We start from the raw sequence: 13,478 nt of genomic DNA on the forward strand, positions 1-13,478 counted from the left end.
GCCATTAATACCCTCAAGGATAGACCTTATCCTGGTTGATGCTCCTCAGCCGCCGCATTCGGGAATAACAAGATGTACTGTTCTCTCGGCTGCCAATGCTGACTCCCAGGCAATAAGGCAGAAAAAAACTGTGAGCAGAAAAAGCAACAATGTCCTTGATTTGTTCATCATATTACCTCCGTGTTGTTTATTTAAAAATTTCTGATTATAACGGATTTGGGGGAGGCCGGTCAAGCCCTGTAAGGGCGGCATATTTGTAGCAGCAGGTTTGCAAGCCCCCGCCAAGCCCCGTGGGTGCGGCATATTCACCTGGTTGCTACAAATATGCCGCCCCCACGGGGCTTGAACGGCCCGGCATGATGAATGCTACAAATATGACGCCCCTACGGGGCTTGGCCAGCCTCCCCCAAATCCGTTATAATCAGAATTTCTTCAATCCCGCTCTTCCCGTCGCTCTTTACATCTTCATCAATGAAAATATCATCGGCATCCCCTTCTGCCAAAATCTGGTTTCTCCATCTCTGGTTCAGGACAAATTTGGCGGGAGATTCATTCATTGATGATAAAAAAACTTAAAGCCTGAGCCGCCGTGGTTGTGGTTGTGGTTGTGGTAAATTCCGCGGAGCGGTTCGGATTTATCATTCGAACCAGGCCTGCTACAGATCACTCGGATTTGGGACAGCCTACCATTCAGCGGTCTTAATAAAGCACCAGCCCGTTCCCTTTTCAACTCTGATGACACAGGTATCTGTATCTTTCAGATTGTTTTTATTGGTAACTGTCAGTTCAAAAGTGAGCGATTCGTCATCATCCTCGTCATCAATATATGGGGCAGTAAACGTGGGCTTATCTGTATCTGATTCTGACAGCGATACCGACGTTCCTGCGGTTTGTCTCCATTTGTAAGTCAGCTCATCCCCGACAGAGCCGGACCCGTCCAGCGTGACAGTATTCCCTTCATCCACTGTTTTATCCGGGCCTGCATCTGCTGTGGGAGTGTCCTGTCCTTTCACTTTGACAACACAGGTATCAGTATCTTCCAAACTGTTTTTGTCTGTAACCGTCAGCTCAAACGTAAGCGATTTTTCCTCATCATCACCGATGTCCGGGGCAGTAAAACTGGGCGTATCACTATTTAGGTCGGACAAGGTTACAGAGAGTCCGGCAGTCTGCCGCCATTGATATGTAATCTCATTCCCTGTGGAATCAGACCCGTCCAGCGTGACGGTCTCTTCCTCATTTATTGTTTTATCAGGCCCGGCATTTGCATGGGGGGGATTTTTGATAATTTTGATGGCACATACATCCGTATCTGTCAGACCATCTTTATCGGTAATTGTTAATTGGAAAATAAGGGATTCTTCTTCAGCCTCATCAATATACGGCGAAGTAAACGTGGCGTTAGCTTCATTTGGATTTGACAGGATAACCGGCTCTCCGTCAATCTGAGTCCATTCATAAGTAATCTCATTTCCAGTGGAACGGGAACCGTCCAGCGTAACCGTGGTCCCCTCGTACACAGTCTGATCTGATCCGGCATTGGCATTAGGAATAATTTTTTTCACAACCTCAATGATGCATGTATCCTTTTTTGTCAGATCAGTGTTATCAGTAATTCTTAACTGGAAAATAAGAGATTCTTCATCATCATCAATGTCCGGAGCAGTAAATATCGGGCGTTCGGCATTCGGGTCTGACAGGCCTGCCATCTCTCCGTCAATCTGAGTCCACTGGTAAGTAATCTCATTTCCGGTTGAGCCGGACCCGTCCAGTGTGACCTCATCGCCTTCATACACTTTCTGATCATCTCCGGCATCTGCTTTAAGGGTGATCTGTGTATCACCCTGGGCATACAAAATGAGTGGAAATGATATCACCAAAAATGCTGACAAACAAAAAATAAACTGAAGCACGGTCTTTTTTTTGAGCATGTTTTTCCTTTCTGTTTTTCTCCGGCTTGCTTCCGGATAAAATTAAGTCCCTGTCCATATTTTCCCCGTATCACAGAAAAATTTTCAGGTTGAAAAATTCCGAATACTGAGAAGTTTTCGAACTGCTGAATATGTTTGTTTCAATTCCCCGGACACAGATGTGTCCACAGGTGAAAGAGGGTGATGGAATCCTTTTTCCTTGGATTAACAGATATAAATTTAGCTGTAACTGATTTGATATATTTCCTGATGATAACGGATTTAGGGGAGGCTGGCAAAGGCATATTCGCAGCATGATTTACTACAAATATGCCGCCCCTGCGGGGCTTGGAGGGGCAGGCAAACCTGCTGCTGCAAATAAGTATCTAACCATAAGTTTCCGATATCTTCCCGGGGAAGAAACCCGGCTTTTTTACCGGAAGGATCCGCGGACCGTGACGGAAAAACCCGGGTTTCTCCGCAGTTCGCAAAAAAAAAGATATATAAAAAACTTTTGATCGGGTACTTATGCCGCCCTTACAGGCATGGTCACAGCCCGCCTCCAAATCTGTTATCATCAGAATATTATAAGTTACACCCCGGACAATAAGGGAAGGGAAACGGTCATACACAGATTCTGAAAATCATACAAACCGGTTCATCAGCTCATCTGTAACCGCGTCAACATTCTCCTCTGTGATTTGAAGCTCGTCGCAGGTCTTTTCCGCTCTTCTGAGCCGTGCGGGGTCTTCCATATCCCTGATACCGGAGAAAACCCCGATCCGCCGCCCAATCTGATACACGCGCTGACGTTCCGGATCCATATTCAGAAAAGTTTTCACTATATTGATCATATCTGCTTTGTCATCAGGCAACTTCCCCTCCACATCCTGAAAAAGATTCAGAATGTGGTCGCTCTTGATCATACTTGTGATGCCATTGAGATTTTCAAGAAACAGAAGAATCTCTTTTGCGGTCATCAGGTCCGTGCATTTTTCAAACCGGCCGGCCTGATAATCTTCATACATGGCGGCTCGCCGAGGAATTGCCAGGGTCCGAAGCCGTATGAAATCCGCGTTTATCTGATTTAACGCGTCGGCCGTTTCCAGAGCATGTTCCTTGGAAAGCTGTTTTCCCCCAAGCCCCGGCATCACATACTCGGAAAGTTCCATCCCGGCCTTTTTTACCTTTTGCCCGGCCTTGATATGCGTTTCCTTTGTAACCCCTTTTTTAATCAGTTTGAGAACCTTGTCAGAGCCGGATTCAAGACCAATATGAATCCGGTTCAGACCGGCCTCCCTGATCGCCTTCAGGTCCTCATCTTTTATCCGTGCGACAGTGTGGGAGCGTGCATATGAGGTGATCCTCTCAACCCAGGGAAATCGCTGTTTCAGGTGCGTCATAATTTCCACCATATCCGAAGGCTTTATGATGAGACTGTTCGCGTCCTGGATAAACACGGATTTTAACCCGCCGCCAAGCCACTGAAGCGCGGCATGAAACGCGGGAGATTCCCCGGGATCTGTGTGTTCCATCACCTTACTGAGTTCCGCGCGATCCATCCGGCCGAATTCATCTGCCAGTTGCCGCAATATCTCCACGTATTTGTGAACCGTGTCAATATCCTGTTTGACATGCTCCACCGGACGTAAGGAAAATTTGCTCCTTTTATACACAGGACAAAATGTGCATCGGTTCCACGGGCAGTTCCGGGTTACCCGTATGAGAAGACTGTACGCTTCGCTGGGAGGTCTTATGGGGCCTTGTTCAAATCCTTTGTAGGGTTCAGGTTTTTTACGTTTCGGACTCATTTTAACTATCCTTACTTGTTATGGGTTACTGATCACGAACGGATAAGCAACGGGTAAAGTTTTAGGTTTTAGGTGTTAGGTGTTAGGTGTTAGGTGTTAAGTGTTAGAAAAAACTGCCGGGCAAATAATTTGTCCGGTATGTGTTTGTTTTCTGATGATAACGGATTTTGGGGAGGCCGATACTCGTTTCGACAGGCTCAACGAACATTTGTACTTACCGTCCTGCCCCGAAGGCTCCGCCCCCTGAGCCTGTCGAAGGGGGATTTCCGTGTGTTCCGCGGTTTTCCCGGTGCCTCCCCAAAATCCGTTATAGGTACTTATTTTAGTGCGTTTCCGTCCATAATATTAACTGATGAACTGCTTCGTAAAGATTTTCTGCAATATAATCAGGAAGCATTTTTTTTTCCGCCAGGATCTTTTCCGCTGTCATTCCATTGCCGGTTCTGACCAGAACAGCACGCCCGCATCCCGCGTTCCGTGCGCATTCAATATCCTTTGCACTGTCTCCTATCATGCAGGCGTCCGAGAGATCAATGTGATATCTTTTTTGTGCCTGCCGGATCAGTCCTGGTTTCGGCTTTCGGCAGTCACACCCGTCATCAGGAGCATGGGGGCAGAAAAATATATCCTTTATCTCCCCTCCTCCGGCTCTGACAGCAGCGCTCATCATGGTGTGGATATGTTCAAGTTCCTGCTCTGATACCATATGCCGATTTATCACTGACTGATTTGTAATGATAATCGTGATAAACCCGTTTAAAGTCAGTCGGTGTATAGCGGCTATGCTCTCCGGGATAAACTCAAATTCTGACCAGCTTTTGATATACTCGGGAGAGTCCCGGTTGATGACCCCGTCTCTGTCCAGGAAAACAACTTTTTTCAGCATATTCATTTTTTTGTTTACCGTGAAAATAAATTCTGAAAACCCGGGTTTTTATTTTTTCTGATAGCAAATAGTTTCATAAGCGGGGGTGAAAAAACCGGGTTTTTTATGACCGTTTATATGAAAGTGTCAGGTGTTAAGTGTTAAGTGTCAGGAAAAACTATAAAACTTTCATTATTCGTTGTGACCGGCAGGTCATGACCGTTTATTTGATAATAATCATCTGATGATTGGTAAGATTAACAGGTTACGGTTTTCAGCGATTCGGGAAATGGTTCCGAAGATTAAGACAGTTTCAATCTGATGAATTTTCCTGTAAAAGATAAGTCTGGCTATCATATAAAGAGAAAAACATCAAGCTTTTTGATCTCCCTGATGTTGCAGTTTTTTAATGCTCAGAAACCCGGGGAACTGTAATATGATTTTAACCTTTTGAAAATTTAATTTTTAAAGACAGAACTGTAAAAAATGATTTTCGGGTGTTAAGGGCATTACTTTTTTTAAAACGCATTGAAATATATATTGTATTATGCCATTATCAATCAGAAATTCAGAGTAAAAAATTCTGATTATAACGAATTTTGGGGAGACCGGTCCGTACCCTGAGCTTGTCGAAGGGGGCGTTTCGACAAGCTCAACGAGCGGCTTCCGTTTCGACAAGCTCAACGACCGGGGCCGGGCGGATCGGCGGGCAATTTTCGTTTACCCGCCCCGGGCCTGTCCGATAAGACCTTTCGGAGCATCCGGAACATACGTCTTTTTTCCGTGTGTTCGGCGGTTTTCCCGGGGCCTCCCCAAAATCCGTTATAATCAGCGATAATTAAATGTCGTGCGAAGTGTCGGAAGCTCAGGCCAGACTGTTTGACATAACAACAAATTTAAAGAAAACAAACGTGAATAGGAATGCAACAATGAATTATCCCGGACAGCTCATCATTACTGTTATTTTATTTATGACCATTACTGTTCCGATCTGTGTCGGCGGAACTCATCCGCAGGGCATAATACTGGACGGAACCCTCGGCAGTTCCGGAAAACTGAGCCTCCCGGGGCCGGATTATGAAATTAAGGCTGAATTCGGAAAACAGGCCGGGGCAAATCTGTTCCACAGTTTTCAGCAGTTTAATATTCATAAGCATGAAAGTGCGACCTTTTCCGGACCGGATTCGGTTCAGAACATCATCAGCCGTGTCACTGGCGGAGATTCTTCATGGATTGACGGTAAGCTGTGTTCCGCCATTCCCAATGCGGATTTATACCTGCTGAATTCAGCGGGCGTGATGTTCGGGCCGAATGCATCATTAGATTTAAAAGGCTCTTTTCATGTCAGCACTGCCGATTATCTGCGCGTGGGAGAAAAGGACAAATTTTATGCCGCTTCCCATGAAAGCGATGTGCTGTCTGTCTCAGCGCCGGCTGCTTTTGGTTTTTTTGATAATGATGTGGCTCCCGTCACTTTGGAGGGCAGGGGACAGATTACCGAACAGGAACGGAACAACAATCCGGCCGGTCTTAATGTTTCCGAAGGGAAAACCATATCCCTGATCGGAGGAGATATTGAAATAACTAAGGGAACATACTGCAAAACCGGGACTCAGAAAACAGATGACTGGCTGATGCCTTTATCTGAGCAGGTGACAGATGAAAAAGGCGATCCTGTTCTTGATGATGACGGCACCCCTGTGCTTGTCACTGATGATGACGGTAATCCTGTGCCTGCATGGAAAACAGAACTCCTGGGGAGCGTCAGCGCACCAGGCGGACAGATTAACATTGCCAGCGTCGCCTCTCCGGGCGAGGTGAAAATTGGAAAGCCGGAACCCCGAACCCCGAACCCGGAAACACGCGCACAGGTCTCAAATTTCAGGTTTGAAGTTTCAAAAGGGGGAAAGATAACGATTTCTGACAAATCCCTCATAGATGTAAGCGGAAACGGCTCAGGAAGCATTTTCATCCGGGGCGGACAATTTGTCACAGAAGACAGCGCTGTTCATGCCCGGACTTTGGGAGACGGACATGGCGGCGAAGTTGATCTCCGGGTTGACGATCTGTTTCTCATCCGGGGTGCTGAGATAGATGTCAGTACCGAAGGGTCAGGCCGTGGTTCGGATATTAAAATTCAAGCCTCGGGTTCGGCTGTTTTTTCCGGGGAAAACAGCGCGACAGACATCAGCAGAATTCATGTCTGGGCCAACGACAAGGATAAAGACGCCGGAGACTCGGGAAAACTTTTAATCGAAGCAAATGACATATCATTCACAAACGGTGCCTATGTCAGTACCAATTCATTCGGATACGGGAGGGGCGGCGATATCACCTTTAAAGCCGCAGAATCTGTCACTTTCTCCAAAGAGGCAATACTGAACAGCAAACGATGGCCCTGCTATATCAGCATAGCAGCTATCGGTGCCGGAGATGCCGGAAATCTTTCAATCGAAGCAAAAGACATATCCTTCCGGGAGGGGGCTTATATCGGTGCCTATTCATATGTCGGGGGAACAACGGGAGATGTGACACTCAGGGCATCCGAATCCATTGCTTTTTCCGATAAGGACAGCAACAGTTATGTTGATGTCAAATCCATCCTGGCTACCGCAAATAGCGGGGTCCGTGCAGGAAATCTTTCTCTTGAAGCGCAAAATGTCTCATTTACAGACGGTGCCTCTGTTTCCGGGCAAACAAGCGGAACATGCGACGGCGGCAATGTGACGATCAGGGCTTCCGAATCTGTCACCATTTCCGGTGAAAACAACTGGGGGAATGTCAGCAAAATAGCGGTTGGCACTTCCGGCAAAGCAGAGGGTGCGGGGGATGCAGGATACATCCTCATCAAAGCAAAAAATGTTTCATTCACAGGGGGGGCCGATATTTCCACTTCATCAGACGGAAGAGGCAGGGCCGGAGATATATCTATCATTGCTTCCGAGTCAGTTCTCATTGCCGGTGAGGGGTCAAAAGATAATATCAGCGGAATTTATTCCGGATCGAAATGCAGAGAATCTTATGCCGGAGATGCCGGAAAAATTAATATTACAGCACAGAAGCTGACTCTTTCCGATAAAGGCAGAATATCCACATCAGGCAGCGGCGGCAAAGCAGGCGATATCAGCCTGAATGTCGGGCAGTTTCAGACTGACACGGGCGCTTCCGTGTCTTCGGAAAACACATATCTGAATACTCATAAATTTTCTGATATCCCGGAACGAGACGATCATATCCTTATACCGGGCGATGTGATTGAAGTTAAAGATGTGGGGGACGGAAGGGAAGGAAGGTACATCTATACGGGCAAAGAGATGATCGGATTCAATACAAGCCATACGATTTCGGATATCACGGAATTAGACAAACTTGACGATCAGTATGCTGTTTCAGAAGGAGACCTGGCCGAGCTTGCCGATGCCGGGGGACTGAGGCGATTTTTCTATGTGTATGATGCTTACTATAACGTGAAAAAATGGGTCGAATTCGGAGATGATCATACCGTTGTCTTACCTGACATGACGAAACTGGATGAGGCCACAGGCTGGTTTGACGCTGAAAATCCCCCTTATTCATCAGGAGATGTGATCAGGGTGGAGGATGCCGGGGACGGGAAATCAGCTACTTTTATCTATGCCTGCATAGATATCCCTCTCAGGGAGAAAACATGGGTAAGAGCTGTAAGATTCAACCATTTTACTGTTGACGATATCACGGCGTTAAATGAACTCTCCGAAAAATTCTTTATGACAGACGGGGATGTGGTTACAGTTAAGGATTCCGGCAATGGGACGGACTCACGCTTTCTCCGCCAACCCGATGAATGGATAGAATTCAACACTGTACATGAAGTTTCGAATGTGGCAGAACAAAATAATCTCATTACGGTTCAGCCGGGCAACATAGCTGAAGTTGATGATGCAGGCAACGGAAAACCGTGGCAATTTGTGTATTCGGGAAGAGCTTGGATGCCATTGAACGATGTTCATAGCGTTGCGGATGTCGGGGAACGGGACAGGCTCCCTGTTCACCGGGGAGATGTGGTCAGGGTGGCTGATGTTGGCACCGGGAATCCGAAGACCTTTTTGTATGCCGGAGATAAATGGATAGAATTTGTCAAAAGCGACGCCGGGACCATTACTATGAATGCCGATACCGTCCGTATGAAAGAGAGCCGTATCAGCACATCGAGCGAGGGACACGGCAATGCGGGCGATATCAGCCTGACAGCAGCGGGTCAGCTTGAGCTTGATGCGGGAACCTTTGTTTCCTCAACAATCAATTCCATAGACTTCGGCGGCGATGCCGGTACGATTACCATTGATGCAGATGATTCAGTGAGATTGCTTGACAATGTCTCCCTGACCACAGAATCCGGAAGCGCCGGCGGGGGTAAAATATCGGTGAATACCGGGAACTCGGTTTACCTGCTCAATAGCAAAATCACCAGCAGTGTGAAACATGGAGAAGGCAAAGGCGGTGATGTCACGATACATTCAGACGGTGTTCTCCTGAATCACGGAGATATCACTGCCAATGCCGGGGAAGGAGATGGCGGCGCCATATTCATCCATACGGATAATTACGTCAGATCCTCGGATAGCAAGGTGACAGCCACATCAAAGCGCGGCAATGACGGAACCGTAAAAATCGAGTCCCCGAATGCTGACCTCGGCGGCGATCTGGTCATCCTGCCCGGAACCTTCCTCGATGCGACCTCTTGGATAAAGACCCCCTGTGCGCAAAGGTCCGGGGAAAATGTGAGTCGTTTTGTGATAAAAGGCCGGGATGCCGTGGCCAACCCGCCTGATGATTTGCATCCGGGGCCGCCCCCGTGGTTCGGGGATAATAAAGATGAACAAGATAAAGAATCTGAGAATGAACAGACAGGGACAGACAAAGGATTTCACAAAAAAATAATCAGCCATTGATTTTCAGGTCAGCCTGAAAATCAGGGACAGTGCCATAAACGACAAAAAGCCAGATAGTTATTCAGCCACCATAAACGCATCTTTAAATCCGTTTTTTTTCACATAACTTTCATATTGCCCTGCCAATTGCAGACTTGAACATCTGCCCACCGTCACCCTGTACAGACGCTTCCCTCCTCTGTGAGTGTAATACGTCGTTATATTAACATATTTGTATAACTGATAAAGCTGCTGCCGGAATTTTTTGGCATTATCCAGATTGCTGAACGCGCCCACCTGAATCGTAAATTTTCCCTCATAATAGTTCACAGGAATATAAGACCGGGGAAGGCTGTTTTGCTTTGCAGGCTCCGCAGCCACACCAAGGGCAATCACTTCCACCGGGGCAGTCCCGGGGCCATAAACTCCCAGTTTTTTCGCAGCTGCTTTGGAAAGATCAATAACCCTTCCGGCAACAAAAGGCCCCCGGTCATTGATCCTGAGATCAAGTTCTTTGTTGTTCTTAATATTACGAACCCTGACATAAGTGCCAAGGGGCAGGGTCTTATGAGCCGCTGAAATTTCATTCATGTTGTAAACTTCACCGTTTGAAGTCTTTTTACCATGAAAATCCTTACCATACCAGGACGCAAGCCCGCGCTGTCTGAAGCCCTGGGCACTTGCCAGTGGATGATACCATTTTCCCATGACTTTGTAAGGTCTGGTGGTGGCGGATCTGATAGAAGCGGAAGACGCTAAATCAGATGATGATTTTTTCGTTTTAGCGGGACTCGGAGTAAACTTTTGCGCCCTGGCCGAACAGCCGTGCAGGAAAAGAAAAAAGAGAATACCAAAGGAAAAAAATCTGCATAAAAAAGAGAATCTCGTTTTTATTATTAAAGCCATTATAAAAGTATCCCCGTCAAATCTTGACCACAGATTTATGCGCACCCCAAAATGACACTGATTAAAAGATCAGAACGGTTTGGCGATCTTTTAATCAGCATTCATCTGCAATATCTGCAACATCCGTGTTCATGCAATGTTATTTCATGTTGTTCTGTTATTTTGAAAAAAACTGAGACAGACAAGCCAGGATAAAAGCGGGTGTTTAAAGGCATCTGCTCATTTTTCAAGAGCGAGTTTCAAAACATCCCACATATTATCAGCAAAATGGAACCGGATTTCCTTCTGAACTTTTTTCGGAATTTCTTCAATATCTTTCTTGTTCCGTTTTGGCATAACAATGGTTTTTATTCCCGCGCGATGGGCAGCGAGAACTTTTTCCTTTATCCCGCCGACAGGCAATACCTGCCCTCTCAGCGTAATTTCACCGGTCATGGCAAGTTTTTCCCGGACAGTCTTGTTCGTCAGAAGCGACACCAGCGCGGTGAGCATGGTGACACCTGCGGAGGGTCCGTCCTTGGGGATTGCCCCTGCCGGCACATGAATATGGATATCATGGGCTTCAAAAAAATCTTCGGAGATATCCAGAGAGGCCGCATTGGTCCGAATAAAGCTCAATGCTGCTGTCGCGGACTCCTTCATCACATCCCCTAACTGACCTGTCAGCGTAAGCCCTTTTTTTCCCTTCATAGCCGTGGCTTCAACAAAAAGAATCTCTCCGCCGGTCTGGGTCCACGCAAGCCCCGTGGCCACACCGGGAGTCAGCGCTCTTTCCACGACTTCGGAGGTAAACCGCACCGGTCCGAGATAACTTGCCACATTTACGGACTTAATGGCCACGGACTTTGCAACTTCTTCCGCGATTTTCGTAGCGGCCCCGCGACAGATCCCTGCAATTTCCCGTTCAAGATTTCTGAGGCCCGCTTCCCGGGTATAATCGGAGATAACACGCTTTACCGCCCCTTTTGTAAAAGATATCTGATTTTCTTCCAAACCATGTTCTTTGCGCTGCCGGGGGATGAGGAAGTGGTTCGCGATTTTAATTTTTTCATCATCTGTATAACCCAGCAGCTCAAGCACTTCCATCCGGTCCCTCAGGGCAGGCGGTATGGTGTCAAGAATATTTGCCGTGGTAATAAACATGACTTTGGACAAATCAAACGGCACATCCAGATAATGATCTGAAAAAGAGAAATTCTGTTCAGGATCCAGGACTTCCAGAAGCGCTGAGGACGGATCCCCCCGAAAGTCACTTCCCACCTTGTCTATCTCATCCAGCATAAACACCGGATTATTGGATTCTGCCCGTCGGATACCTTGAATGACCCGGCCGGGAAGCGCACCCACATAAGTGCGCCGATGTCCTCTGATTTCAGCTTCATCCCTTACACCGCCTAAGGAAATACGAATGAATTTCCGTCCCAGTGCCCGGGCAATGGAACGGCCCAGGGAGGTTTTTCCGGTACCCGGAGGGCCTGCAAAGCACAGAATCGGCCCTTTGGAATTCGGATTCAGCTTGCGTACCGCGAGATATTCGATGATACGTTTTTTGGCTTTTTCAAGTCCGAAATGATCTTCATCCAAAACCTTTCTGGCTTTTCTGATGTCAAGATTGTCTTCGGTGCTGTCATGCCACGGAACTGCTGTGAGCCAGTCAAGATAAGTGGATGATACCGTATATTCGGAAGAAGAGGGGTGCATACGGGAAAGGCGGTCCAGTTCACGTTCAGCTTCTTTGAGGGCCTCCGGGGGAAGGTTCTTTTCTTTGATTTTCACCCGGTACTCATCCACCTCAACGCTGCTGTCATCCTTTTCACCCAGCTCTTCCTGAATCGCCTTGAGCTGCTGTCGCAGATAATATTCCCTCTGCTGTTTGTCCATGTCCCCCTTGACCTGGGTTTGTATTTTATTTCCCAGCTCTGAAATTTCCAACTGGTAGTTTGCCAGCCGGGTGGCTTCTTTCAGCCGGAGTTTGACATCTTCAATTTCCAAAATTTTCTGCTTTTCTTCGACCGCGGAATTAATGGTGGATGTGATCATATCCGCCAGAATGCCAGGCTCATGTATGGAATTGGCCATGGCACCGATTTCCTTCGGAAGTCCCGGGGAAAGCTCGACGATCCGGGTGAACACCCCCACAATGTTGGACATCAGGGCTCTGGTTTCCATGTCTTTCTCCCCTTTGTCCTTAATATGTTCCACATTGGCCTGTAGGTAAGGTTTATCCTCCACAAATTCTTTTATCCTGAATCTGCTCAGGCCCTGCACCATAAGCTGGGCTTTGTTGTCTTCGGTTTTTGCCATTTTAAGAATCACGGCGCTTGTGCCAACAGAATACAAATTATCACGGGACTGCGCCATGTCCGGAGCCGTAGTTTTAGAGCCTACAAGTCCGATAATACGGTCTTTGGACATTGCCTCATCAACCAGCTGAACCGATTCTCCCTGCATGACATAAAGAGGTAAAGCCATTTTGGGAAAAAGGACCACATCAAACAAAGGCAGAATCGGAAGGGTTTCCGGAATTTTTTCAGTGCTGACTTCTGGGAATGGCTGCTGTTCTGTCATGGATACCTCCGAGTATTGATGATTAAAGACTGACTTTTTTCAATTTTGAATCTTCAGTCTGTAATGGGTATTTTGTAGGTTCTGTCATCATACCGCAGTTTGGCAATTCTGAGCTTAAGAAAGCCGTCTGAATAGGACGCTGTCACTTTTTCCGTATCTATAGGCGCAGGCAGAAACAAAATGCGCTCAAACTTGCCGTACTGAATTTCTGCGAGTCTGTAGGTCGCATTTTCCACGCGGGGAAGTTCGGCACGTCGTCCGTAAATTTTAACAGCTTTGGTGCTGACTTCTATTTCCAGTTCCTCTTTTTTGACACCTGAGATTTCCGCGAGGATAAATATTTCCTCAGGCGTTTCATAGATGTCCATCTGAGGTTTCCACACACGCTCGGAAATCCTGAACATCGGATTTATCGAACGGAACATTTCCTCAGCCGTTTTTTCAAATCTGGAATCCAACCGGTCAAAATCGCTTCCAAATCGTATTTTGATATAATCCATCTTTAACT

The 13,478-nt window shown here is 47.0% G+C and carries 9 protein-coding genes; 1 reads left to right on the top strand and 8 read right to left on the bottom strand.

All coding sequences use genetic code 11. The features are described 5' to 3' along the window. Nucleotides 1–45: 45 nt before the first annotated feature. The 5 genes from dnm_RS31250 to gmhB form a co-directional block, all read right to left on the bottom strand. The gene (locus dnm_RS31250) at nucleotides 46–171 is read right to left on the bottom strand and encodes a hypothetical protein (RefSeq protein ID WP_276571876.1); all 126 of its coding nucleotides are present in this window, start codon (nucleotides 169–171) and stop codon (nucleotides 46–48) included. Nucleotides 172–383: 212 nt separating this feature from the next. Next, complete coding sequence (locus dnm_RS11480) at nucleotides 384–557, bottom strand: hypothetical protein (protein ID WP_207682786.1); 174 nt, start codon at nucleotides 555–557, stop codon at nucleotides 384–386. A 126-nt stretch (nucleotides 558–683) separates the two neighbouring features. Further along, on the bottom strand, nucleotides 684–1,931 hold the full coding sequence (locus dnm_RS11485) for a PKD domain-containing protein (protein ID WP_207682787.1): 1,248 nt from the start codon (nucleotides 1,929–1,931) through the stop codon (nucleotides 684–686). A 623-nt stretch (nucleotides 1,932–2,554) separates the two neighbouring features. Then, a complete protein-coding gene (locus tag dnm_RS11490; RefSeq protein ID WP_207682788.1) occupies nucleotides 2,555–3,721 on the bottom strand; it encodes a radical SAM protein in 1,167 nt (388 codons plus the stop codon). Nucleotides 3,722–4,043: 322 nt separating this feature from the next. After that, nucleotides 4,044–4,613: a D-glycero-beta-D-manno-heptose 1,7-bisphosphate 7-phosphatase gene (gmhB, locus tag dnm_RS11495; protein ID WP_337833604.1), complete on the bottom strand. Its 570-nt coding sequence runs from the start codon at nucleotides 4,611–4,613 to the stop codon at nucleotides 4,044–4,046. A 902-nt stretch (nucleotides 4,614–5,515) separates the two neighbouring features. Between gmhB and dnm_RS11500 the strand changes: the two genes are divergently transcribed. Next, nucleotides 5,516–9,517, top strand: a complete 4,002-nt coding sequence (locus tag dnm_RS11500) for a two-partner secretion domain-containing protein (RefSeq protein ID WP_207682789.1) — start codon at nucleotides 5,516–5,518, stop codon at nucleotides 9,515–9,517. A 57-nt stretch (nucleotides 9,518–9,574) separates the two neighbouring features. On the opposite strand, the gene dnm_RS11505 is transcribed toward dnm_RS11500, so the two are convergent. The 3 genes from dnm_RS11505 to dnm_RS11515 all read right to left on the bottom strand — a co-directional run bounded on the left by dnm_RS11505 (nucleotide 9,575) and on the right by dnm_RS11515 (nucleotide 13,470). Continuing rightward, on the bottom strand, nucleotides 9,575–10,402 hold the full coding sequence (locus dnm_RS11505) for a septal ring lytic transglycosylase RlpA family protein (RefSeq protein WP_207682790.1): 828 nt from the start codon (nucleotides 10,400–10,402) through the stop codon (nucleotides 9,575–9,577). Between the two features lie 219 nt (nucleotides 10,403–10,621). After that, nucleotides 10,622–12,970 (bottom strand): endopeptidase La, encoded by a 2,349-nt coding sequence (gene lon, locus dnm_RS11510; protein ID WP_207682791.1) that lies wholly within the window; start codon nucleotides 12,968–12,970, stop codon nucleotides 10,622–10,624. Between the two features lie 53 nt (nucleotides 12,971–13,023). Further along, complete coding sequence (locus tag dnm_RS11515; protein WP_207682792.1) at nucleotides 13,024–13,470, bottom strand: Hsp20/alpha crystallin family protein; 447 nt, start codon at nucleotides 13,468–13,470, stop codon at nucleotides 13,024–13,026. Between the last annotated feature and the right edge of the window lie 8 nt (nucleotides 13,471–13,478).

The organism is Desulfonema magnum (assembly GCF_017377395.1).
Taxonomy (GTDB): domain Bacteria; phylum Desulfobacterota; class Desulfobacteria; order Desulfobacterales; family 4be13; genus Desulfonema_C; species Desulfonema_C magnum.

What these genes read in the sequence shown, in the direction of transcription:
- dnm_RS11480 (WP_207682786.1), bottom strand. Translation starts at nt 557, where the DNA reads ATGAATGAATCTCCCGCCAAATTTGTCCTGAACCAGAGATGGAGAAAC.
- dnm_RS11500 (WP_207682789.1), top strand. Translation starts at nt 5,516, where the DNA reads ATGAATTATCCCGGACAGCTCATCATTACTGTTATTTTATTTATGACC.
- dnm_RS11485 (WP_207682787.1), bottom strand. Translation starts at nt 1,931, where the DNA reads ATGCTCAAAAAAAAGACCGTGCTTCAGTTTATTTTTTGTTTGTCAGCA.
- dnm_RS31250 (WP_276571876.1), bottom strand. Translation starts at nt 171, where the DNA reads ATGATGAACAAATCAAGGACATTGTTGCTTTTTCTGCTCACAGTTTTT.
- dnm_RS11505 (WP_207682790.1), bottom strand. Translation starts at nt 10,402, where the DNA reads ATGGCTTTAATAATAAAAACGAGATTCTCTTTTTTATGCAGATTTTTT.
- dnm_RS11490 (WP_207682788.1), bottom strand. Translation starts at nt 3,721, where the DNA reads ATGAGTCCGAAACGTAAAAAACCTGAACCCTACAAAGGATTTGAACAA.
- gmhB (WP_337833604.1), bottom strand. Translation starts at nt 4,613, where the DNA reads ATGAATATGCTGAAAAAAGTTGTTTTCCTGGACAGAGACGGGGTCATC.
- dnm_RS11515 (WP_207682792.1), bottom strand. Translation starts at nt 13,470, where the DNA reads ATGGATTATATCAAAATACGATTTGGAAGCGATTTTGACCGGTTGGAT.
- lon (WP_207682791.1), bottom strand. Translation starts at nt 12,970, where the DNA reads ATGACAGAACAGCAGCCATTCCCAGAAGTCAGCACTGAAAAAATTCCG.